The following is a 21,104-nucleotide window of genomic DNA, read 5'->3' on the forward strand; positions in this document are numbered from 1 at the left end:
TGTTCTCGATTATCAGGCGGATGAGAGCTGATGGCCCTGCGCGCATAGTCGCTCGGCGAGATGGGCAATATGTGTCGGGCTGACCTCGCAGCACCCGCCCACAATCGTTGCCCCCTGCTCGACCCAGCCACAGGCGTGTGCGGCATAGCCCGCGGGGTCGAGATCCAGGCGAGCCTCGAGGCCATCCACCGTCCCGCCGGGCGCCAGGTCCGCGGCCGAGGTAAAGGCATTGGCGTAGCCACCGAACGGCACGCCAAGGTCGGCAAGCTCGTCCATGGCGGTGGTGACTGCCTCGGGCACCGAGCAGTTGATCAGTACCGCCGAGGCACCGGCGGCCACCACCGACCGTGCCGCCTCGGCCAGCGGCTCCCCGGAACGCAGGCGTGTGCCTTCGGCATCATCCACCGTGAAGGCGACCCATACCGGCAGCTCGCGTTCTACCGCGGCTTGCGTCGCGGCCAGCGCCTCGCGGGTGAGGGTCATGGTCTCGCAGATAAACAGGTCGACCCCCTCGGCCTGGACCGCGACGAGACGGCGGTAATCACGCCGGCAGGTGGCATCATCCGGGACCACCTCGGCGTGATAGCTCGCCATCAGCGGGGGCAGGCAGCCGGCGATGCGCACCGCCTGGCCACTCTCCTCCCGCGCCTGGTGGGCGGCACCGAGCGCGGCGGCATGCAGGGCCTCGAACAGGGCCGGGTCGCCGTCGCGAGCCAGACGCTGCGGTGTGGCGGTGTAGTTGTTGGTGGTGATGACCCGGGCCCCGGCCGCGATGAAGTCGCGATGCACCGCGGTGACCAGGTGGGGCTCGTCGAGCATGACCTGAGCCGACCACAGCGGTGTGGCGGGGCGCTCGCTGCGTCGCCTGAGCTCCTGCCCCATTCCTCCATCCAGCAGTATCAGGCGATGTTGTTGAGGGCTCATGGGGCGCAGTCCTTCTTGTGAATGGCCAGGGCGTCGCTGGCGATGGGTCGGGAAGATGAACCTAGCCGTTCAGGGCGAATCGCTCAAGGCAGTGCGTCCGTCGAGGGGATAGGGGCGCGATGACCGCTCGCTGCGAAAGGCATTCTGCCGCTCAACGAGCAGTTCGGCGTGTTCGGCATTCAGGATTTCACGGACACACGACATCAATCCTCACAATGGGGGCACTTACTGGCTTACCAGCTTCGCCCGGCTGGTGCCGTTGCCCTGAGGCTCCACCTGGATCTGCACCGGGATACGTTCGTGCATCTCCTGGACGTGGGAGATCACCCCGACGCGGCGACCCAAGGCCTGCAGGCCATCCAGGGCCTCCATGGCGAGGGCCAGCGACTGCGGATCGAGGCTGCCGAAGCCCTCGTCGATGAACAGTGATTCGATCGTGAGTTCCCCCGAGGCCATGGAGGCCAGCCCCAGCGCGAGGGCCAGCGAGACCAGAAAGGTCTCGCCGCCGGAGAGCGAGTGCACCGAGCGGCGTTCGTCGGCCATGTCCTGATCCACCACCAGCAGCCCCAGGTCGCTGCCGCCGCGGACCAGCCGGTAGCGGCGGCTGAGCCCGGCCAGGTGGGTGTTGGCGTGCTCGAGCAGCTGCTCCAGGTTGTAGGCCTGGGCGATGCGCCGGAAGGCCTTGCCGTCCGCGGAGCCGATCAGCTCGCTGATGCGTCCCCAGCGGCGGTATTCGTGGCGGGCGGCCTCCAGTTCGCCCTGCCCGGCCTGCTGGCGCTCGCGCCGACGATCGTCGTCGGCAAGCGCGAAGGCGGCCTCGTCCCGGGCCTGCTGGGCCGCTTCCAGGCGGGGTGCCAGTTCGGCCTGGGCCGCAGTGACGGCCTCCCGGCGACGCTCCAGCTCCAGGGCGAGGGTCTCGTCCAGCAGCCGCGGGTCATCCTCGTCTGCGTCCTCTTGCTCGTTCTCGACCAGCGCCTGGCCACGACGGTGGCGCAGCAGGGCGTCGCGTCGCTCGGCCAGGGTGGCGGCGGCACGCTGGCGCTCCTGGTCGCGGGTCTCGATGCGCCGCTCCTCCTCCTGGGCCTCGTCCTCGGGTTGGGCCAGCAGCCGCGCCAGGGTGTCGTCATCGAGCGCCGGGTGGGCGTGGCGCCAGGCATCGAGCGCCTGCGCCAGGTGCTGCTGCTCCTGGCGACGCTGCTCGAGCTGTCTGGCCTCATGCTCCGCCAGCTGGCCAAGGCGCTGGTTCTCGCGCTGGGCATCGTGCCGTCGCGCCAGGGCGTTGTCGCGTGTCTGGCGGACCCTCTCCTGATCCGCCTCGAGCCGCTGCTGCCAGGCGTCGGGCGAGGCGTGGTCGCCGAGTCGCTCGGCGAGGGTGCGGGCGAGCTCGTCGCGCTGCTGGCGCAGGGGTGGCAGCTGCCCCTCGAGTTCGGCCAGCTGCCTGTCGGCGCCCGCCTTCTCGGCTTCCAGGCGCGTCAGCGTGAGTCGCCCCTCCTGGAGTGCCTTCTCCAGCGGGGCCAGCTCCGCCTCGGCCCGCTGCAGCTCTTCCAGTACCTGGTGCTGCCGGTGGCGCTGCGACTCGTCCTGGTCGCACTGGGCCTGCAGCCAGGCATCGCGTTCGGCTTCGTCAACGGCGGTGAGCTCGTGGTGGAGCGGATGCGCCGCCAGCGCCTCATGGGCGCTGGCGAGGCGTCGCTCGGCGGCCTCGAGGTCGACATCCAGCTGCTTGAGCGAGCGTTCCACGCCGCGATAGTCGCCCACCAGCTCGTCGCGCTGCTTCTGGGCGGCGTCCCGGGCCTCGCGAGCCTCATCCAGTTGGCGCGCTTCCTCGCGCTGCTGGGCCTTGAGCTGGGCCGCCTCGGGGGTGGCCGGCGGAGCATGCCGCCAGGGGTGGTCGAGGCCACCGCATACCGGGCAGGGGTCACCTTGCTGCAGGGCCTCGCGCAGGCGCACCACGCTCTCGCTGCGCACGGCGCGGCTGCGCTCGACCAGGGCGGCGACGCTGTCGAAGTGGGCCTGGGTACGGTCGAGGCGTTCGCGGGCGGCTTGCCCCGCGGTCAGCAGTTCGTCTCGGCGTAACCGCTCTGCGTCGCGCTGATCGGCCAGCCCCTTGCGGGCCTGGGCGGCGCGGCCGGACTCCTGCCAGCGGCTGGCCAGCTCCTCCAGGGCGAGGTGGCGCCGGGCAGCCTGGTCGTGGGCCTGCTGAGCGGCCTTTCGGGCGGCGTCGAGGTCGGCGTGAGTGCCCAGCAGCCTGTGCAGCGCCGCCTGCCAGTCATCGCGCTGGCGCTGACGGTCGTGCTGTGCGGCCTGGGCCTGGCGGTGTTGTCCCGCCAACGCGCCGGCGCCTCGCCGCTGCCTGTCGAGAGACGCCTCCAGCTCGCCGAGTCGCTGCTCCAGGGTGGCCAGGCGCTGGGCCTGGTCGCGGGCCTGGCGCAGTTTGGGTTCGGCCTGGCGACGGGCCTCGCCGCATGCCTTCAGGTCCCGCTCCGCCTGGTCGAGGGCCTGGCCGGCGGCCTGCTGCTCGGTGTCGGCCCTCTCCCGCGCCTTCAAAGTGTCGGTGTGGGTCGCCTCGAGGGCGGCGAGCTCGCCGGGAAGCTCGGCCTGGCGTCCGAGGGCATGGCGCTGCGGGGCGATCAGCCGGCGCCAGTCGCGGTCGGCGCGCTGCCCGGCGAGGGTCTGCCACGCCTCCTCGGCGGCCTGGCGCTGCGCAAGGCCGCGGCGGTAGGCCTCGTGCAGACGGGTGTCGTCCGCGTGCCAGCGCTGCTCGGCCTGGAGCGTTTCCGCCTGCTTCTGCAGCTCGCCCTGGGCCTGGCGACTGGCCTTGGCGGCGTGCTCAAGCGTGGCGCGGGCCTCGGCGTCGGCGGGCAGGTCGTCGGCGAGGCGCGTCTCCAGGGCCTCCACGGCCTTCTTCGCCTGGCTGGCACGGCGGTAGGCGGCCATGGAGATCGCGGAGTACTCGTGGGTGCCGGTGAGGCGTTCGAGCAGGTCGCTGCGGGCGTTGTCGTCGGCCTGCAGGAAGGCAGAAAACTCGCTCTGGGCGAGCAGCACCGCGCGGGTGAACTGCTCGAAGGTGAGCCCCAGGCGTTCCGGCAGTAGGCGGTCGAACTCGCGCTTCTGGGCGGTGAGCAGGCGGTCATCGTCGAGGTCGGTCAGCGACTGCTCCGCCGCCTGTAGGCGACCGCCGGGCTTGAGGCGGGCGCGGCGCACCGCCCAGCGGGCGCGATAGCGACGCCCGTCGCAACCCAGGAAGTCCACCTCGGCGTGGCCGCTGGAGGTGCCGCGGCGCAGCAGGGTGCGCGCGTCGCCGGTGGTCAGGGTGGAGTCCGCGGTGTCATCGATCTGGCTGTCGCGGCTCGGTGCCTGGCGCAGCCGCGGGGTGTTGCCGTAGAGCGCCAGGCACAGGGCGTCGAGCAGGGTGCTCTTGCCGGCGCCGGTGGGGCCGGTGATGGCGAACAGGCCGGCATCGGCAAGCGGCGGCACGGTGAAGTCGAGCTCGACGGGACCGGGCAGCGAGGCCAGGTTTTCCAGGCGCAGGGCGAGGATTCTCATCGCGGTGCCTCCCGGGTGTCGCTGTCGTCGGCGTCCAGTACCTCCTGGCGCAGGCGGTCGAAGTCGGCCAGGACCTCGTCGTCCGGTGGCTCGCCCCAGCGCCCCTCCCAGGTGCGCTCGAAGAGCTTGCGCGGGCCCAGGGTCTCCAGGTCGACTCGCGCCTGGCCATGATCGCCGTCGACCCGGGGCAGGCGACGCTCCAGGCGCAGCAGCCGCAGTGCCTTGCCCGCCAGGGCAGCATCCACCCGGGCGCGCAGGTCGGGAATCGGTGCGTCCAGCTCCACGCGAACCTCCAGCCAGGGCCACTGGTCTCTCGGCTGCTCGGGATCGTCCTCTAACGTCGCGACCTCGGCCAGCACCGTCTCGAGCGGCGCGGGGCCGATGCGGTGCATGGCCACCGGGCGCGGCACGGGGATTGCCGTGGCCTCGACAAGCGACTCGCCGTCCAGGGTCACCTCCACCACCTGGTGGGGGTAGGCCACCTCGCTGAAGTCCAGCGGCAGAGGGCTGCCGCTGTAGCGGATGCGCGCCTCGCCGACCTGCTGGGCGCGGTGCAGGTGGCCCAGCGCCACGTAGGCGATCGCCGGCGGGAAGAGGGCGGCGGAGATCGACTCCTCGCCGCCGATCACGATGGGCCGTTCGCTGGCCTCGGAGACCGCCGCACCGTGCAGGTGGGCGTGGCTCATGGCGACCAGCGCCTGGCCGGGTTCGCGCCGCGCGAGGGCGGCCTCGACCAGCTGGCGATGCACCCGGCCGATGCCGGCCACATAGTCGTTGGGGGCGTCGTCGCCACCGGCCAGCGCCGCGCCGGTGACCTCGGCGGGGCGCAGGAAGGGCAGCGCCAGGCACCAGGCGCGGGTCTCGCCGGCGGCGTCGGTAAGCGGCACCAGCAGGCGTTCGGCGTCGAGTCGGCCGTCGTCCAGCCAGCTGACCCGACCCAGGGCGTGGGTACGCAGGCGGCGCATCAGAGGGGCGGGCAGCTCGATGCGGTTGCCGCTGTCGTGGTTGCCGGCGATCAGCACGATATCCAGGTGCGGCAGCCGCTCGTGGGCGGAGACGATGAAGTCGTAGAGCAGTTCCTGGGCGCGCAGCGAGGGGTTGACCACGTCGAAGATGTCGCCGGCCACCAGCAGGGCGTCGGCCTGGCGCTCCGCCAGGGTGTCGAGCAGCCAGGCGAGGAAGGCGCGGTGCTCGGCGTGGCGCTCCTGGCCGTGGAAGCTCTGGCCCAGGTGCCAGTCGGCGGTGTGGATCAGGGTCAACATGATAGGCGGGGCTCCCTTCCCTGGCTGGCGTCGAAAGGCGATAGTCTACGCCACTCGACAGCGGCTGTTCAGGAGGCCCTATGTCACTCGATCCCCTTCATGACTGGAATCTTGCCCCGGCACAGGCCATCGCCCTGCAGAAGCGCCTTGCCGGGCGCATCGAGCATGACGACCGCCTGGATGAGGTGCATCACATCGCGGGGGTGGATATCGGCTTCGAGCAGGGCGGCGCGATCACCCGGGCGGCGGTGGTGGTGCTGGCGTGGCCGCCCGATGAGGGTGGGCGGTTCGAGGTGGTGGAGCAGGTGGTGCAGCGCGAGCCCACGCGGATGCCCTATATCCCGGGGCTGCTGTCGTTTCGCGAGGTGCCGGCGGCGCTGGGCGCCTTCGAACGGCTGACGGTGCACCCCGACCTGGTGATGGTGGATGGCCAGGGCATCGCCCATCCGCGCCGGCTAGGGGTCGCCTCGCATCTGGGGCTGTGGCTCGACCTGCCCACCATCGGCGTGGCCAAGTCGCGGCTCTGCGGACGAAACGAGGAGCCGGGGCCCGAGCGGGGCGACTGGGCGCCGCTCACCGACGGCCCCGATGATACGGTGATCGGCGCGGTGCTGCGCTCGCGGCCCGGGGTGAAGCCGCTCTTCGTCTCCTCTGGCCACCGGGTCTCGCTGCCCACGGCACTCGACTGGGTGGTACGCTGCCTCGGTCGCACCAAGCTGCCGGAGCCCACACGGCTGGCGGATCGCCTGGCCTCTCGCCGCGGGGGAGAGGGCTAGGAGACGGCCGGCGGGGAAGGGGAGCGGCCCCTGCGCTATACTGCCGGCCCACTTACCTGCCGAGCCGACCATGTCCCCAGCCGTTGATCCCCTCGCCGCGACTCGCCAGTGGGTAGAGACCTTCGTGGTCCCCCGCAACGTCTGCCCCTTCGCCGGCCGCGAGGTGGCCCGCGACAGCATCCGCTACGTGGCGGTGGATGCCGGGGAGTGGGAGCCCGCCCTGCTGGCGCTCATCGCCGAGTGCGAACGGCTGGACGAGACGCCGGCCATCGAGACCACCCTGCTGGTGCTCACCTCCGGTCTCGAGGCCTTCGACGACTACCTGGACTTCCTGGAGGTGGCCGAGGCCCTGCTGGCCGATCAGGGCTTTGAAGGCATCTATCAGCTGGCCAGCTTCCACCCCGACTACTGCTTCGCGGATGCCGAGCCGGAGGATCCTGCCAACTTCACCAACCGCTCTCCCTTCCCGATGCTGCACCTGCTGCGCGAGGCGGGGCTTGAGCAGGCGCTGGCCCACTACCCGGACCCCGAGGCGATTCCCGAGCGCAACATGGCGGCGCTGCGCGAGGTGGGCCATGAGGCCCTGGCCGCGGGGCTGGCCCGGCTGCGCGGTCAAGACTAGGCTGCGTTTTTCCGCTGATGCTTGCCTTGTCTGCCCTTCGCCCGCCGACTGTTCAGGGAACGCCTGTACGATATCCAGCGGCACCTTGCGGTTCGCTGCCGGGAAGGCGTCGCCATCGGCGTTGTAATCAGGCCTTGTATCATGGGCAAACCATCCGCATGGTCTATGGTGTGAAGGTGAGATAGCCCACCGGTCAACACAAGGAGCCGACATGACGATCGAGAACTTTGCCAGCGCACAGTGGAAGGGCAGCCTGAAGGAAGGGGGCGGTACGCTCTCCACCCGCAGCGGGGTGTTGAAGGACACGCCGTACGACTTCCGTCGGCGCTTCGAGGGCGCCGAAGGCACCAATCCGGAGGAGATGATCGGCGCGGCCCATGCCGGCTGCTTCACCATGGCGCTGTCGCTGGTCCTCGGCGAGGCGGGTTTCACCGCCGACAGCCTCGATACCCAGGCGAAGGTGACCCTTGATCCGGATTCCCTCTCGGTGACCGCGGTGCACCTGACCACCACCGGACGGGTGCCGGGCGCCGATCAGGCCGCCTTCGAGGAGGCGGCCAATGGCGCCAAGGAGAACTGCCCGATCTCCAAGCTGCTCAAAGCCGAGATCACCCTGGAGGCGACGCTGGAGGGCTGAATTGGAGGGCTGAGCCCCTAGCCGCTTGCCCGTCCCATAACGCGCCGGGGCCACCCAAGGGTGGCCCCGGCGCTGTTATTCGTCCGGGGCGGGTGCTTGGCGGCTGCGTTGGGCAGCACTCACCAGGGCGCGGATCAGGCGCTGCTGGGGGCGGTTGAAGATCAGCCATTCGGGGTGCCATTGCACGCCGATCAGGAAGTCGTGGTCTCGGGATTCGATGCCCTGCACCAGGCCGTCGCGGTCGCGGGCGACGATCTCGATGCCGCGCCCGGCCTGCCTGACGGCCTGGTGGTGCAGGCTGTTGATGCGACACCAGCTGACCCGCAGGATGTGATGCAGCTGGCTGTCTCCGACGATATCCACGGTCTTGCGCGGCAGCACGGTGCGCCGCCGCTTGAGCCCCTCGTGGCTGGTGTAGATATCCGGGTCCAGGGTGCCGCCCAGGTGGACGTTGATCAGCTGGGCGCCACGGCAGATGCCGAGCACCGGGATGCCCCGGGGGATGAAGGTCTCGAGCAGCTCCAGTTCCAGCTCGTCGCGCTGGGGGTCGACGCGTACGTCGATCTGCACCTCGGCGTCGTAGAGGTGCGCCTGGATGTCATCGCCGCCGCCGATGATCAGGCCATCGAGGCGCTCCGGCCAGGGGCGGGAGGGCGACAGTCGCCGCGGCCGGCCACCGTGGCGCCACACCGCAAACCAGTCGAACAGCCAGGCGATATGGCTCTTGCGATCCGAGGTGGTGATGCCGATCAGCGGGCGCTCGCTCATGTGGCCTTCACCCAGCGGCGCAGGCGCAGCCACAGGCGGGTCAGCGGCGAACGGGTGTGCTTGGCGACATAGCCGGCGGCGCGTCGCCGCAGCGTTTGCGTGTCGGCGGCCAGCTTCTCCACCTCCAGCCAGCGGTTCCACTCCACCGCCGAGCCCCAGCCCGGCTGTGAGAGGCGCGCGTCGGGTAGCCGGTAGTGGAAGGTGGGGCGGGCCTTGACCAGCTTGTTGCGGAACAGTTCGTGGGGGTAGTCGGGTCGCAGGTGGGCGAACAGCGGGGTCATGTCGAGCTCGCGGTTGCGGGTCGGGTTGTCGGCCAGATAGTCGCCGATCAGGGTGTCGAGGTCCGGGGAGTAGTCGGCGGCCAGCACCTTGAGGGCGTAGGCCTTGGGAAAGGGGTTGGCATGGGGCAGCACCTCGCGGGTGATATCCACGTCGATCTGTTCACGCAGCCATTCGGCGGTGAGCAGATAGGCACGCAGGTGGTCGAGCAGGCTCGTTACCTCGAGGCTGGGTGCCTCGGGGTTGAGGTGCAGCCCGAAGCCGTAGAGCAGGCTGGCGTCGGTGCCCTTGGCGCCGTGCTCGCGCAGCGCCTCGAACAGCGCATCGAGCTGCTCCAGCTCGTCCCAGGGGATCGGCGGGCAGACGATCTCGGTGGGCACCAGCCCCGTGACCACGTCGCCGATCAGCTCCCGGGTACGGCTGTGGAAGTCGATGCGCATCTGGTGGCGATGGCGCTCCCACTCGCTGTCGCCGCTGGGCATGGCCTCCAGCACGTCCGCATCGGGGTGGGCATACTGGGTGTCCAGCTCGATGGTGAAGGTGCCCCAGCGAGTCTCCTCCACCTTGAGGCGATGAGGGCTGAGCACCTTCACCTCGCCGCCGAACAGCTCGCACACCATCCCGGCGGTCTCCTGGGGTGGCAGGCCGGCAAACTCGATCTCGACCCCCACGCGGCGGGTCTCGCCGTCGGGAGTGTGCGGTTCGGGTGGCGGTAACGGCGTCATGGCGGCATCCTGTGCGTCACATGGGAGCGCCTGCGAGCGTATCATATTGGCCTTTGCTCACGGCGCCCCGATCCCCATCGCCTGAATCACCCAACGCCTCGATCCGCCAACAACAGGGAGATGTGATGTTGCCCCACCGCCGCCTCGGTTCCCGCGCCATCGCCTGGACGCTGATGTTCGGACTCCTGCTGGGGCTGGTCGCCTGGCTGCTGCCCGCCGCCGACGTTCAGGCCCAGTCGGTCAACCTGCCGGGCCTGGTGACCTCCGCCGAGGATCAGCAGCAGCATGACCCCCAGGCCTTCCAGGAGTCGCTGGAGCGCATCATCGCCACCCTCGAGGACGCCGAGCGTCGCGGTCAGCTGCTGGAGAGCCTGCAGGACCTGCAGAGCGTCCACGGCGAGGCCACCGAGGAGAGCGGCATCACCCCGCGGGAGGGCCTGCTGGGGGCGCTTGCCGAGACCATCAGCGACCTGGGGCAGCAGGCCGAAGGCAACTCCCCCCTGGCGCGCTGGCAGGCCCAGCTCCAGCAGGGCTGGCATGACCTGAGTGCGCTGGTGGCCGAGACCGGCAACGCCGACCTGCTGCGTTTCGTGATCGAGGCGACGGTGCTGCTGGTGATCTGGGGCGGGTTGCTGGTGATCCTGATCGCCCTGGGGCGTCAGCTGGCGAGACGGCGCGGCTGGCCCCTGGACCTGCCCCGGGAGCCCCGAGCCTGGCTGCTGACCGTACACTTCCTGCGCCGCATGCTGCCCTGGGCACTGGCCTTCGCGCTGGTGCTGGGGATCGCCCAGCTGGTGCCGCCCAGCAGCGGTCGCGTGCTGGCGTTGGTGGTGGCCTATATCGCGTTGTGTGGCCGCACCCTGTCGGTGGTGGTGGAGACCTTCGTCTCGGAGTTCACCCGGGGCCACCGCTTCGTGGCGGTGCAGCTGATTCAGCACTACGGCCTGCGCCCACTGTTCGTGATCGGCGCCCTGGTGGCGCTGGGGGATGCCTTCAATTCCGGACGCCTCACCGGCCTGCTCGGTGATGAGCTCGCCGGGCTGCTCTCGGTGCTGGCCAACATGCTGGCGGCGCTGCTCAGCGTGCGTTTCATCCTCAACTTCAAGCGTCCCATCGAGCACATCATCCGCAACCGTCCCTGGCGCGATCGTCGCGAGCCCGGTGCCAGTGCCAGCATCGTGCAGGTGCTGGGGCGCCTGTGGCACGTGCCGTCGCTGCTGATGGTGGGGGGCTCGCTGGTGGCGATATTCGTCACCGGCGGCGACGTGGGCACCGCCCTGGCGCGCTCGATCATCTCGGCCGCCCTGCTGGTATTGGCCCTGGTGGTCACTGGCCTGGTGCGCCGCCACGGCCAGCGGCGCAAGGCGAAGCAGCGTCGGCGTCGCTTCAGCCAATACCGGGTGCGTCTGGAGCGCTTCGGCTATGTGCTGGCCCACGTCGCCACCTGGCTGGCCTTCGCCGAATTGTCACTGCAGCTGTGGGGTGGCTCCCTGCTGGGCATCGGCAGCCAGGGCGTGGCCAGCGCCCGCATCGGTCAGGCGCTGCTGGCCATCGCCCTGACCCTGCTGCTGGCCTGGCTGGCTTGGATCTTCGCCGACACCGCCATCCAGCGTGCCTTGACCAGCTCGGCACGCTCCCGCGGGCGGCGCGTCAACCAGGCCCGCGCCCAGACCATCACGCCGATGATCCGCAACGTCATCTTCACGGCCATCGTGATCATCGCGGCCATCGTCGGGCTGGCCAACCTGGGGGTGAACGTCACGCCGCTGCTGGCCGGTGCCGGTGTCATCGGCCTGGCGCTCGGCTTCGGCGCCCAGACCCTGGTGCAGGACCTGATCACCGGCATCTTCATCCTGATCGAGGACTCCCTGGCGGTGGACGACTTCGTCGAGATCAACGGCCATATGGGCACGGTGGAGGGACTGACCCTGCGCACCGTGCGCCTGCGCGACCTCGACGGCATCGTGCATATCATCACCTTCAGTCGCATCGACTCGATCCACAACATGTCGCGCCAGTTCGGCATCGCGCTGATGAAGATCCGCATTCCCTACGAGATGCCGATCGATGACGCCATCACCCTGATGCAGGAGACCGCCCAGGCATTGCGCCAGGACCCGATGATGCGCCACTACATCTGGTCGCCGCTGGAGATGCAGGGCATCCACGCCTTCGAGGATGGCTGTCCGATCCTGCGCATGCGCTTTCGCACCGCGCCCGAGATGCAGTGGGACGTGGCTCGCGCCTTCAACCTGCTGCTCAAGCAGCGCATGGAGGCCCAGGGCGTCGACCTCGGCGTGCCACGCCTCAGCGTCAGCATGGAGGGCCACGGCGGCGGTCGCCTGGACGGTTCCAGCGAGCACGGCGACGACGCGGCCAGCCAGCGCGATGCCTCCGGTCGCGCCCCGGGGCGCGCCGGGGTTGCCGACCCGCACCACCAGACGAGCAGCAGCGGCGGCTCGCCCGACCCGGGCTAGCCACCCAGCCCCCTAGCGTGAGTTGCCAATGATCCAGGTCGAGCGTCAGGACAACCTCCACCTCAAGGTCTCCCGCGTGCTGCAGGAGGAGACCTCGCACCGGCTCGACTTCTATCTCTTCGTGCCCGGAGAGCTGGGGCTGACCGGCCAGGTGATCGCCGAGGAGGACTTCTACCACGCCGCCATCCAGGTCAAGCGCACCTACTTCAGCGACCGCTACCGCCTGCCGCTGGTGCTCAGTCGCCTGGCCGAGCGTGGCAGGCTCGATGCCGAGCACTATCGCCTCAGCCTGAGCCTATACGCCTACCAGTACGTGGTGGCCATGGAGGGGGCGGTGGCGCCGCTGATCGACGACGCGCGTCGCGCTCTCAAGGCCGAGAAGGCCGAGAAGGCTGAGAAGTCAGGAAAGGCCTCCAGCGGCCGGTCCGCCGCAGGGCGGAGCGAGCCGGTGAAGGAGGAGGAAGAGCAGGCTCCCAGCCTCGAACAGCGCCTGGCCGAGCACGCCGACCTGGCGGTCAGTATCCTGCGCCGCCTGCGCCGTCACGAGCCCGGCGAGGAGAGCCTGCACCGCTATTTTGCCACCATCGACAACTACCTCTCCTGGTTCACCGAGCAGCGTCTGCTGGCGCTGCTCGCCGGCCTGCCGCGGGGCGCGCGTTTCCGTCCGGTGCGCTCACGCCTGGTGGCGATCTGCCGCGCCGAGGACGACTACCGCCGCGAGCGCGAGTACAACTCTGAGCGGGTGACCCGCGACCCCACGCGGATGTCCAACAAGATGCGCCTCCTGCGCCGGCTGATCGAATACCCGGTGACCCTCAAGCAGAGGACCCAGGAGCTGGGCAACGCCGAGCAGAAGGCGGTGAAGGCGCTGGCCACCGCGGTGGTGATGGTGTTCGTCTCGCTGGGTCTGCTTCGCGTGCGCGACACCCTGGCCGATATCACCGCGCTGTTCGTGCTGGCCATGGCCGGCATCTATGCCCTGCGCGAGGTGTTCAAGGACGACCTGCGCAATACCCTGTGGCGACTGCTGCGCCGCGGCCGCCCCAAGTGGCGCCGCCAGTATCTGGATCCGACCCGTAACCAGGTGGTGGGTCGCCAGCTGGAGTGGTTCGACTACAAGCGCTTTCCCAAGCTGGATGCCGAGATCCAGCGCGTGCGCAAGCGCAACGTGGCCCAGCGTGAGGAGATGGTGCTGCACTACCGATCCCGCTCGCGGATGTCGCCGACCCGCTTCCTCAGCGGCTACGACCACACCCGCGAGACCCTGACACTGGACCTGTCGTCCATCGCTCGACTGATGGACAAGGGCAGCCGCCGGGTCTATCGCCTGGAGGAGGGCGACCAGGTGGTGCGCGAGGAGGTGGAAAAGCGCCACCTGCTCAACCTGGTGATCCGCGAGACTCAGGGCGACGCCCGGCCCACCCTGCAGCGCTGGAAGATCGTGATGAGCCGCTCGCGCATCGTCGATGTGGAGCGGGTGCACGCCGAGGGGCCTGGGCACGAGGAGGGGGGCGACTGAGTCATCTTGGGGCCGACGCCTCGGCGATCCCGACGCCGTCTTACCACGAAAGGGCTGACGGCGACACTGACCGGCGACTTGGCAGTCCTGTCAGCACCAGCTCCTGGTCCTCGTGCAGGGCCTCGATCGTGCCGTCGGCGGCGGGGATGTCGATGGCGTGGGACATGGCGAACTCCGGTGAATCGCGGATGATCGGGGACAGAAGACAGATTTCTTTCGAGCCTGGCAGCCTCGCTTCCTGGTATCGACCCCAGCGAATTCTTGCCATTCATCACATATCCATATTCGTTAAATCACGCCTCTAGCCGTCGGATTTAACGTGACGGCGCCCCATGAAATTCCTTCTATACTCTGGCTACGTGATGCGGTGGCGAGGCGAATCGGGAGCGCTTCTGTGCTTCCTTCCCCGCCGATCCGTCACGGTGCAAGGCGTCACGGCGTCACGCCCCTCGTGTATGGAAGGAGGTCCTCATGGCCCATCAACATCCCCATGACCTACCCGGCAGCGACACCCATCCCGAAGCGTCATCGGGTGCCCATGAGGCATCCTATTCGCTGCAGCCGATCCAGCCTATTCCCCGGGAACCGATTCAGCCCATCCCCACGGATTGGTGGCGATGTCAGCGACGGGGGCCCGTCAGTGGCCGCTACGAGGGCCCCTCCACCTCCCCGACCCCGGACAGCCATGAGCTGGTGCTGCGGGTCGACATCGACCCGGTGCAGGCCAATGCGCCGGTGATGGATCGTATCAGCGCCGATCTCTACCGCGTCTTCTCCTTCACCTGGAACGGGCGTACCCTCCGCTGGCGGCGCTACGTGGAGTCCTGGATTGTCGAGAACCCCAGCGTCAGCTGGCAGCGCTGCTATGTTGACGTCAAGGGCGAGGTGACCTACTGGGAGGGCAGCCATCCCGCTACCCGGTTCGGCATGCGTATCCCCTGGGGCACCTTCCAGCCGGCAGGCCCCGCCGAACTCTTCCTGACCCCTTCTGGTGGTACCACCACTCGCTATACCTGTAAGCGGGTATCGTCCTACTTCCGCGACCTGATGCTGGAGGTGGATGTCTGTACCTCCGTCAATGCGGATCCGATCCTGCCGGTGCACGATACCCACTCCCATTCGACGCGCCCGGCGGACCTTCCCGAGCGTGACCTCGATCTCGTCGAGGCCTACCGGGAGGCGGGTATCGACGTCACCTTGGCCTCAGACAGGACGATCATCGACGACAGCGCGGCCAGCTTCAACCAGTGGAGTCCCAGTGAATTGCATGACGCCATGGAAACGCACTTCAGCCAGATGAACAGCGGCTGGCCCAAGTGGCACATGTGGGGGCTGCTCTGTGGGCAGTACGATCGATCCACGGTGGCGGGCGTCATGTTCGATGCCCTCGCTACCTATGGGGGGGCCGGGGAGGCACCGGATCGGCAGGGCTTTGCCGTCTTCCGTGAGCACAGTTGGTTCAATAGTCTCGTCGAGAACCCGTCGACCCAGGCAGAAGCCAGCGCCATGCGGCAGTTCCTCTACACCTGGGTGCACGAGGCGGGGCATGCCTTCAATATGCTTCACTCCTGGGACAAGAGCAGGCCCGGCTCCCTCTCATGGATGAATTACCCACAACGCGTCTCGAACTTCTGGGGACAGTTCGAGTTTCGCTTCGATGACGAGGAGCTTATCCATATCCGCCATGGTAACCGTGCCGCGGTGATCATGGGCGGGGATGAATGGGCCTCTGGCGGACACCTGAAGGGCGGGGCGCATGGCGATTTTCAGGGTAGTGACACCGAGCTGGCGGCACCACTGGAACTCGTGGTGCGCTCGAATGGGTACTTCGAGTTCATGGAACCGGTGTTCGTCGAGGTGCGCTTGCGCAACCTGATGCCCGACATGCCCTTCGATATCAATGCGCAATTTGCTCCCGACTTCGCCCAGGTGAGCTACCAGATTCGCAAGCCTGACGGCAGCATCGTGGAATATCATCCGTTGCTTGCCTACATAGCCCAACCCGAAATGCTGCGCCTGGAGCCGGCCAATGACAGCGGCAGTGACCGCCTGAGCCAGCGTGTCTTCCTGCACTACGGCCGCGAAGGTTTCCTCTTCGATCAACCCGGCATGTACTCGGTTCGTGCCGCCTATCATGGTATCGATGGCATCAGCTTCCAGTCCGCGACCCACCATCTGCGGGTGGGAGCCCCTCACACGCCCGAGGCCGATCGCCTGGCCCAGGATTACTTCTGTCGCGACGTGGGGACGTGCCTCTATCTGCATGGCTCACAGTCACCCCACCTGCGTCGTGGCATGGAGGTGATCCATGATGTCGCCGACCGCTTCAAGGGATCGACGCTGGGCGCTGGCATCTCGGCCATTGCCGCCGAGTGTGAGGCACGGCCTCACTTCCGAATCGAGGGCGACAAGCTCAAGCAGGCACACAAGCCGGATCCGGAGGCGGCCCTGACTTGGCTCGAGCCGGCGATGAAGCTCTTCAGGAAAACCGAGGACCGGGCGCTCAACCTTCCCTATCATGAGATGTCCGGGCGGCGTGTGGATTGGCTTCAGCAACTGGGCAAGAAGGACGAGGCGAAGAAGGAGATCACCACCCTGGTCAAGGATCTCAAGAAGCGTGGTGTTCGCGCCTCGGTGATCGAACGGATCACCGCCGCCAAGTAACGAGTCGCAGGAGTCGACGCCAGGTAATGCGCCGCCGCCCGGCATCCCGGGTGGCGGCGCTTCGTTTGCCACCTGGCAGGCAGGCCTCGCTGCTGACGACCCGGGGGCGAGCCCGCTTTTCGAGAGCCAGGGTTAGCGAGCCAGGTTCTCCGGCCCGAAGGCGTCGGGGAGCAGCTCGGCCATGGTGTACTCCTTCAGCAACTCTCCGTCGGCATCCACCACGCGGATGCGGGTATGCTCGTCGGCGAACTCGCGGATGCGCTGGCGGCAGTCGCCGCAGGGGGTGCAGAGGTGCGCACCGGGCCCGATCACCCACACCTCGCGCAGGCGTCGCTCGCCGACACTGACCATGGCGGAAATGGCCGAGGCCTCGGCGCAGATGCCCTTGTAGTGGGCCACCTCGACGTTGGCGCCGGCATAGCGGGTACCGCTCTCGCCGATGACCACCGCGCCCACCGGGTGGCGGGAGTAGGGGGCGTAGGCGTTGCCGCGCACCGCCACCAGGGTCTCGATCAGGGTCGCATCGGCTGCGCTCACGCCTTGCCTCCGGCCGGTGCTACTGCCATGCCCAGGGCGACCAGCAGGTCATCGAACAGGTCGGAAGCACCGAAGCGGAAGTGCCCGGGGGTGATCCAGTTGGCGCCCATCACCCGCTCGGCCAGTGCCAGGTAAGCCTGGGCATCCTCGGTGGTGCGCACGCCACCGGCGACCTTGATGCCGACGTCGCGGCCGCTGGCCTTGATCGCCTCGAGCAGGATCTCGGTAGCCTCCAGGGTGGCATTGACGGCCACCTGGCCGGTGGAGGTCTTGAGGAAGTCGGCGCCGCCCTCGATGGCAAGCTCGGCGGCGCGGCGGATCAGCGCCGGGTCCTTGAGCTCGCCGGTCTCGAGGATCACCTTGAGGGTGGCATCGCCGCAGGCCTGGTGGCAGCAGGCGACCAGTTCGCGACCGGTCTCCTCGTCGCCGGCCAGCAGGGTGCGCCAGGGGAAGACCACGTCCACCTCGTCGGCCCCGGCGGCCACCGCCTCGCGGCTCTCGCGGGCGACGGCCATGATGTCGTCACCGCCATCGGGGAAGTTGGTCACCGTGGCCACCCGCACCTTGCCGGCGAGATCCAGCGCCTTGAGGGTGCGTTGGGCGGTGGTGACGAAGGCCGGGTAGACACACACCGCGGCGGGGGTGCCGGCGGGGGTGCGAGCACGACGGCACAGCGATTCGATGCCGCGGTCGGTGTCGTCGTCGTTGAGGCTGGTGAGGTCCATCAGGGGCAGCGCCTGGCGGGCGGTGCGCTGGAGGTCATCGGTCATGGAAGCATCCATTGGTCGCGGGGTGTCAGGGTGTCTGGTAGCGCCCCGGGGGCGGGGCGCGAAGGCGGGGCGGACGCCGGTATCAGCCGGCCGCCGCCAGCGCCATGAAGAAGCCAGCGATGGAGGCCGACATCAGGTTGGAGAGGGTGCCGGCCAGTACCGCCTTGAGGCCGTAGCGGGCGATCTCGTGGCGGCGGCTGGGGGCGATGCTGCCCAGGCCGCCGAGCAGGACGGCGATGGAAGAGAGGTTGGCGAAGCCGCACAAGGCAAACGACAGGATCGCCATGGTGTGAGGAGTCATCACCTGGCCGGTGGCAGCCACCACTTCCTCGCCGCTCAGGTAGGGGCCGAGGTTGATGAATGCCACGAACTCATTGACCACGATCTTCTGGCCGATGAAGGAGCCGGCCAGGGTGGCCTCTTCCCAGGGGATGCCGAGAAGGAAGGCGAGCGGCGCGAACAGCCAGCCAAGGATCCACTCCAGGCTGAGCTGCTCGAGGCCGACCCAGCCGCCGATGCCCCCCAGCATGCCGTTGATGAGGGCGATCAGGCCGATGAAGGCGAGCATCATGGCGCCGATGTTGGCGGCCAGCATCAACCCCGAGGAGGCCCCTGCGGCGGCGGCGTCGATCACGTTGCTGGGCTTGTCGACGTCCTCCTCGTGCTCCTCCTCGATCTTCGAGACGCTGTCCTCGGGTTCGCGGGTCTCGGGCATGATCAGCTTGGCGAACAGCAGCCCGCCCGGGGCGGCCATGAAGGAGGCGGCCACCAGGTACTCCATGGGCACACCCATGGCGGCGTAGCCGGCGAGCACCGAGCCGGCCACCGAAGCCAGCCCTCCGCACATCACCGCGAACAGCTGCGAGGGGGTCATGCGGGCGATGAAGGGGCGCACCACCAGTGGCGCCTCGGTCTGGCCGACGAAGATATTGGCGGTGGCGGAGAGCGACTCGGTGCGCGAGGTGCCCAGCGCCTTCTGCAGGGCGCCCCCCAGGATGCGGATCACCCACTGCATGATCCCCAGGTGGTAGAGCACGGCAATCAGCGAGGAGAAGAAGATGATCACCGGCAGCACCTTGATGGCGAAGACGAAGCCGATGTTGTCGACCTCGGCCAGCCCGCCGAAGACGAAGCCGATGCCGTCGTTGGCATAGAGCACCACCTGGCTGACGGCGTCGGAGATGGCCTTGAGCACGGTCTGGCCGAAGGGCACGTAGAGCACGAAGGCGCCGATGCCGACCTGGATGGCGAAGGCGCCGCCTACCGTGCGCAGGCGGATCGACCGGCGGTCGTAGGAGAAGATCAGGGCGATGATTATCAGCGTCACCATCCCGACGAGGCTCATGAAGAGTGTCATGGGAGTCCTGCCCGTTTGTCGTGGATTGTTGCAGCAGACGGTGCCAAGCGAAGCGGGCAAATATACCAGTCTGGCCGGCAGGCTTCGACCGGAGCCCCCGATCCTGCGTTGACAGTTTTTGGCCTGGATCAAGGCGAAGCGTTCAGGGCATTGCTATGTTGCTTGTACAAGCCCCTGAACCCGCTGGAGAACATCGATGCAAGCCGCCGATATCATGACCCGTAATGTCATCACCGTAGGCCGAGACAGTGAAGTGCGCGAGATCGCCAGCCTGCTGCTCGAACACGGCATCAGTGCCGTGCCGGTGGTGGACGAGGCCGACAAGGTGCTGGGCATCGTCAGCGAGGGCGACCTGATCCGCCGCGTCGAGGACGACAAGCGCAACAAGTCCTGGTGGCTGCGGCTGTTCGCCGTCAACGATCCCGGCGAGTACGTCAAGTCCCACGGGCGTCGCGCCCACGAGATCATGACCCCCGACCCGCTGACCATCGGCGAGGATATGCCGCTGCACAAGATCTCACGGCTGCTGGAGAAGCATCACATCAAGCGGGTGCCGGTGGTCGCCGACGGCAAGCTGGTGGGCATCGTGAGCCGTGCCAACCTGCTCCAGGGCTTCGCCGTGGCCGGTCCCGAGGCCTCGGCCAGCGCCGATGATCGCGAGATCCGCGAGGCGATCCTCAAGGAGATCGACGACAACACCGGCGTGATGGTCGACCGCATCAACGTTATCGTCAGCCAGGGCAAGGTGGAGCTCTGGGGCCTGGTGGAGAGCGACAAGGAGCGCATGGCGGTGCAGGTGGCGGCCGAGAACGCCGGTGGCGTCAAGGAGGTCAAGAACAACCTGGGCTATGTGCCGCGTGGCTTCGGCGCCGCCTGACGTCTCCCGGCGAGTCACCATAACGATGAGAACATGAAGAGGGCGGCCCCGGGGCCGCCCTCTTCGCATCGTGCATGTCCTGATCGCCTACGCGACTCCGCTCACGCCTCGTCAGGCGGGGTCTGGACTGGCTTCGCGACCGACTCCAGGGCCTGGCGCAGGGTGTCGATGGTGCGCTGGTGGTGATGCAGCTTCTCCAGGCCGAACAGCCCGATGCGGAAGGTCTGGAAACCCTCTCCCTCGTCGCACATCAGCGGCACGCCGCCGGCGACCTGCAGCCCCGCCTCGGCGAAGCGGCCGACGATGCCGGGGTCGTCGGTATAGCAGACCACCACGCCCGGCGACTCGTAGCCCGGGGCGGCCACGCTCTTGAAGCCGAACTCGGCGAGCAGTTCGCGCACGCCGCTGCCCAGCGCCTGCTGTTCGTTACGGACCTTGTCGAGGCCGTACTGGTCGATCTCGCGCATGACGTCGCGCAGCGTCACCAGGCCATCGGTGGGCAGGGTGGCGTGATAGGCATGGCCGCCCTTCTCGTAGGTCTCCATGATCGAGAGCCACTTCTTGAGGTCACAGGCGAAGCTGGTGCTGGTGGTCTCCTCGATGGTCTCCCGGGCCAGGCGCGAGAGCATCACCATGGCGCAGCAGGGCGAGGCGCTCCAGCCCTTCTGGGGCGCGCTGATCACCACATCGACGCCGAGGTCCTGCATGTCCACCCACATGGTGCCGGAGGCGATGCAGTCGAGCACGAACAGGCCGCCCTCCTCGTGGATGGCGTCGGCCACCTGGCGGATGTAGTCGTCGGGCAGCATCATGCCCGAGGAGGTCTCCACGTGGGGGGCGAAGACGATATCGGGCTGGGTGTCGCGAATGGTGTCGATCACGTCCTGCAGCGGCGCGGGGGCAAAAGGCGAGGTGACGTCATCCTCGTCGAGGCGACGCGCCTTGCGCACGTTGATATCGGAAGGGATGTGGCCCATCTCGAGGATCTGGCTCCAGCGGTAGCTGAACCAGCCGTTGCGCAGTACCAGCGCGCGGCGCCCCTTGGTGAACTGGCGGGCGACGGCCTCCATGCCGAAGGTGCCACTGCCGGGCACGATCACCGCACTGTGGGCGTTGTAGACTTCCTTGAGGTGCGAGGAGACCTCGCGCATCACCTCCTGGAAGCGAGCCGACATGTGGTTCAGCGAGCGGTCGGTATAGACCACCGAGTATTCCAGCAGGCCATCGGGGTCGACATCGGGAAGCAAGCCGGGCATCTCTCTCTCCATGTTGGTTCTGGCCTTCCAGGGCGAAGGCGACTGGTATCTCAAGCATATTCCCATTGCCCGTTCGGGGCCAGCCGTGGCGGTGGCCACGGGCCAAGG

The 21,104-nt window shown here is 68.3% G+C and carries 17 protein-coding genes; 7 read left to right on the top strand and 10 right to left on the bottom strand.

What is annotated here, in order from left to right; translation table 11 throughout:
* Positions 1–12: 12 nt before the first annotated feature.
* The 3 genes from RAN53_RS10820 to RAN53_RS10830 all read right to left on the bottom strand — a co-directional run bounded on the left by RAN53_RS10820 (position 13) and on the right by RAN53_RS10830 (position 5,732).
* Positions 13–924, bottom strand: a complete 912-nt coding sequence (locus tag RAN53_RS10820) for a homocysteine S-methyltransferase family protein (RefSeq protein ID WP_305796831.1) — start codon at positions 922–924, stop codon at positions 13–15.
* A gap of 225 nt (positions 925–1,149) precedes the next feature.
* Positions 1,150–4,470, bottom strand: a complete 3,321-nt coding sequence (locus tag RAN53_RS10825; RefSeq protein WP_305796832.1) for an AAA family ATPase — start codon at positions 4,468–4,470, stop codon at positions 1,150–1,152.
* Positions 4,467–5,732, bottom strand: a complete 1,266-nt coding sequence (locus RAN53_RS10830; protein ID WP_305796833.1) for an exonuclease SbcCD subunit D C-terminal domain-containing protein — start codon at positions 5,730–5,732, stop codon at positions 4,467–4,469. Before RAN53_RS10830 ends, RAN53_RS10825 begins: the two co-directional genes overlap by 4 nt.
* Positions 5,733–5,812: 80 nt before the next feature.
* On the opposite strand from RAN53_RS10830, the gene nfi reads away from it, so the two are divergent.
* The 3 genes from nfi to RAN53_RS10845 all read left to right on the top strand — a co-directional run bounded on the left by nfi (position 5,813) and on the right by RAN53_RS10845 (position 7,767).
* Positions 5,813–6,508, top strand: coding sequence for a deoxyribonuclease V (gene nfi / locus RAN53_RS10835; RefSeq protein ID WP_305796834.1), 696 nt, complete (start codon positions 5,813–5,815; stop codon positions 6,506–6,508).
* Between the two features lie 70 nt (positions 6,509–6,578).
* On the top strand, positions 6,579–7,130 hold the full coding sequence (locus RAN53_RS10840; protein WP_305796835.1) for a DUF1415 domain-containing protein: 552 nt from the start codon (positions 6,579–6,581) through the stop codon (positions 7,128–7,130).
* A gap of 211 nt (positions 7,131–7,341) precedes the next feature.
* Positions 7,342–7,767, top strand: a complete 426-nt coding sequence (locus tag RAN53_RS10845; RefSeq protein WP_305796836.1) for an OsmC family protein — start codon at positions 7,342–7,344, stop codon at positions 7,765–7,767.
* A 75-nt stretch (positions 7,768–7,842) separates the two neighbouring features.
* On the opposite strand, the gene RAN53_RS10850 is transcribed toward RAN53_RS10845, so the two are convergent.
* On the bottom strand, positions 7,843–8,535 hold the full coding sequence (locus tag RAN53_RS10850) for a gamma-glutamyl-gamma-aminobutyrate hydrolase family protein (protein ID WP_305796837.1): 693 nt from the start codon (positions 8,533–8,535) through the stop codon (positions 7,843–7,845).
* Positions 8,532–9,539 (bottom strand): amidoligase family protein, encoded by a 1,008-nt coding sequence (locus tag RAN53_RS10855; protein WP_305796838.1) that lies wholly within the window; start codon positions 9,537–9,539, stop codon positions 8,532–8,534. Before RAN53_RS10855 ends, RAN53_RS10850 begins: the two co-directional genes overlap by 4 nt.
* A gap of 125 nt (positions 9,540–9,664) precedes the next feature.
* Here RAN53_RS10855 and RAN53_RS10860 point away from each other — a divergent pair, with 125 nt between their 5' ends.
* The gene (locus tag RAN53_RS10860) at positions 9,665–12,016 is read left to right on the top strand and encodes a mechanosensitive ion channel domain-containing protein (protein WP_414842980.1); all 2,352 of its coding nucleotides are present in this window, start codon (positions 9,665–9,667) and stop codon (positions 12,014–12,016) included.
* A gap of 28 nt (positions 12,017–12,044) precedes the next feature.
* A complete protein-coding gene (locus RAN53_RS10865; protein ID WP_305796839.1) occupies positions 12,045–13,535 on the top strand; it encodes a hypothetical protein in 1,491 nt (496 codons plus the stop codon).
* A gap of 40 nt (positions 13,536–13,575) precedes the next feature.
* On the opposite strand, the gene RAN53_RS10870 is transcribed toward RAN53_RS10865, so the two are convergent.
* Complete coding sequence (locus RAN53_RS10870; protein ID WP_305796840.1) at positions 13,576–13,701, bottom strand: hypothetical protein; 126 nt, start codon at positions 13,699–13,701, stop codon at positions 13,576–13,578.
* A gap of 305 nt (positions 13,702–14,006) precedes the next feature.
* Between RAN53_RS10870 and RAN53_RS10875 the strand changes: the two genes are divergently transcribed.
* Positions 14,007–16,199, top strand: coding sequence for a hypothetical protein (locus RAN53_RS10875; protein WP_305796841.1), 2,193 nt, complete (start codon positions 14,007–14,009; stop codon positions 16,197–16,199).
* Positions 16,200–16,331: 132 nt separating this feature from the next.
* On the opposite strand, the gene cdd is transcribed toward RAN53_RS10875, so the two are convergent.
* From cdd to RAN53_RS10890, 3 genes are all read right to left on the bottom strand, one after another.
* Complete coding sequence (gene cdd / locus RAN53_RS10880) at positions 16,332–16,736, bottom strand: cytidine deaminase (protein WP_305796842.1); 405 nt, start codon at positions 16,734–16,736, stop codon at positions 16,332–16,334.
* A complete protein-coding gene (gene deoC, locus RAN53_RS10885) occupies positions 16,733–17,518 on the bottom strand; it encodes a deoxyribose-phosphate aldolase (RefSeq protein WP_414842981.1) in 786 nt (261 codons plus the stop codon). Before deoC ends, cdd begins: the two co-directional genes overlap by 4 nt.
* Before the next feature lie 70 nt (positions 17,519–17,588).
* Positions 17,589–18,863 (bottom strand): NupC/NupG family nucleoside CNT transporter, encoded by a 1,275-nt coding sequence (locus RAN53_RS10890; RefSeq protein ID WP_305796844.1) that lies wholly within the window; start codon positions 18,861–18,863, stop codon positions 17,589–17,591.
* 196 nt (positions 18,864–19,059) lie between these two features.
* Here RAN53_RS10890 and RAN53_RS10895 point away from each other — a divergent pair, with 196 nt between their 5' ends.
* Entirely contained in the window at positions 19,060–19,740 is a 681-nt protein-coding gene (locus RAN53_RS10895) for a CBS domain-containing protein (RefSeq protein WP_305796845.1), read from the top strand.
* Positions 19,741–19,841: 101 nt separating this feature from the next.
* Here the strand turns inward: RAN53_RS10895 and RAN53_RS10900 are convergent, their stop codons facing one another.
* The gene (locus RAN53_RS10900; protein WP_305796846.1) at positions 19,842–20,996 is read right to left on the bottom strand and encodes an aminotransferase class V-fold PLP-dependent enzyme; all 1,155 of its coding nucleotides are present in this window, start codon (positions 20,994–20,996) and stop codon (positions 19,842–19,844) included.
* Between the last annotated feature and the right edge of the window lie 108 nt (positions 20,997–21,104).

The sequence above is a fragment of the Halomonas sp. SSL-5 genome, assembly GCF_030708455.1.
Classification (GTDB): domain Bacteria; phylum Pseudomonadota; class Gammaproteobacteria; order Pseudomonadales; family Halomonadaceae; genus Halomonas.

Excerpts from the sequence above, each read along its gene's own strand:
- RAN53_RS10890 (WP_305796844.1), bottom strand. The coding sequence starts at position 18,863 with ATGACACTCTTCATGAGCCTCGTCGGGATGGTGACGCTGATAATCATC.
- RAN53_RS10860 (WP_414842980.1), top strand. The coding sequence starts at position 9,665 with ATGTTGCCCCACCGCCGCCTCGGTTCCCGCGCCATCGCCTGGACGCTG.
- RAN53_RS10830 (WP_305796833.1), bottom strand. The coding sequence starts at position 5,732 with ATGTTGACCCTGATCCACACCGCCGACTGGCACCTGGGCCAGAGCTTC.
- RAN53_RS10865 (WP_305796839.1), top strand. The coding sequence starts at position 12,045 with ATGATCCAGGTCGAGCGTCAGGACAACCTCCACCTCAAGGTCTCCCGC.
- nfi (WP_305796834.1), top strand. The coding sequence starts at position 5,813 with ATGTCACTCGATCCCCTTCATGACTGGAATCTTGCCCCGGCACAGGCC.
- deoC (WP_414842981.1), bottom strand. The coding sequence starts at position 17,518 with ATGGATGCTTCCATGACCGATGACCTCCAGCGCACCGCCCGCCAGGCG.
- RAN53_RS10895 (WP_305796845.1), top strand. The coding sequence starts at position 19,060 with ATGCAAGCCGCCGATATCATGACCCGTAATGTCATCACCGTAGGCCGA.
- RAN53_RS10870 (WP_305796840.1), bottom strand. The coding sequence starts at position 13,701 with ATGTCCCACGCCATCGACATCCCCGCCGCCGACGGCACGATCGAGGCC.
- RAN53_RS10855 (WP_305796838.1), bottom strand. The coding sequence starts at position 9,539 with ATGACGCCGTTACCGCCACCCGAACCGCACACTCCCGACGGCGAGACC.
- RAN53_RS10850 (WP_305796837.1), bottom strand. The coding sequence starts at position 8,535 with ATGAGCGAGCGCCCGCTGATCGGCATCACCACCTCGGATCGCAAGAGC.
- RAN53_RS10840 (WP_305796835.1), top strand. The coding sequence starts at position 6,579 with ATGTCCCCAGCCGTTGATCCCCTCGCCGCGACTCGCCAGTGGGTAGAG.
- RAN53_RS10825 (WP_305796832.1), bottom strand. The coding sequence starts at position 4,470 with ATGAGAATCCTCGCCCTGCGCCTGGAAAACCTGGCCTCGCTGCCCGGT.
- RAN53_RS10875 (WP_305796841.1), top strand. The coding sequence starts at position 14,007 with ATGGCCCATCAACATCCCCATGACCTACCCGGCAGCGACACCCATCCC.
- RAN53_RS10845 (WP_305796836.1), top strand. The coding sequence starts at position 7,342 with ATGACGATCGAGAACTTTGCCAGCGCACAGTGGAAGGGCAGCCTGAAG.
- RAN53_RS10820 (WP_305796831.1), bottom strand. The coding sequence starts at position 924 with ATGAGCCCTCAACAACATCGCCTGATACTGCTGGATGGAGGAATGGGG.
- RAN53_RS10900 (WP_305796846.1), bottom strand. The coding sequence starts at position 20,996 with ATGCCCGGCTTGCTTCCCGATGTCGACCCCGATGGCCTGCTGGAATAC.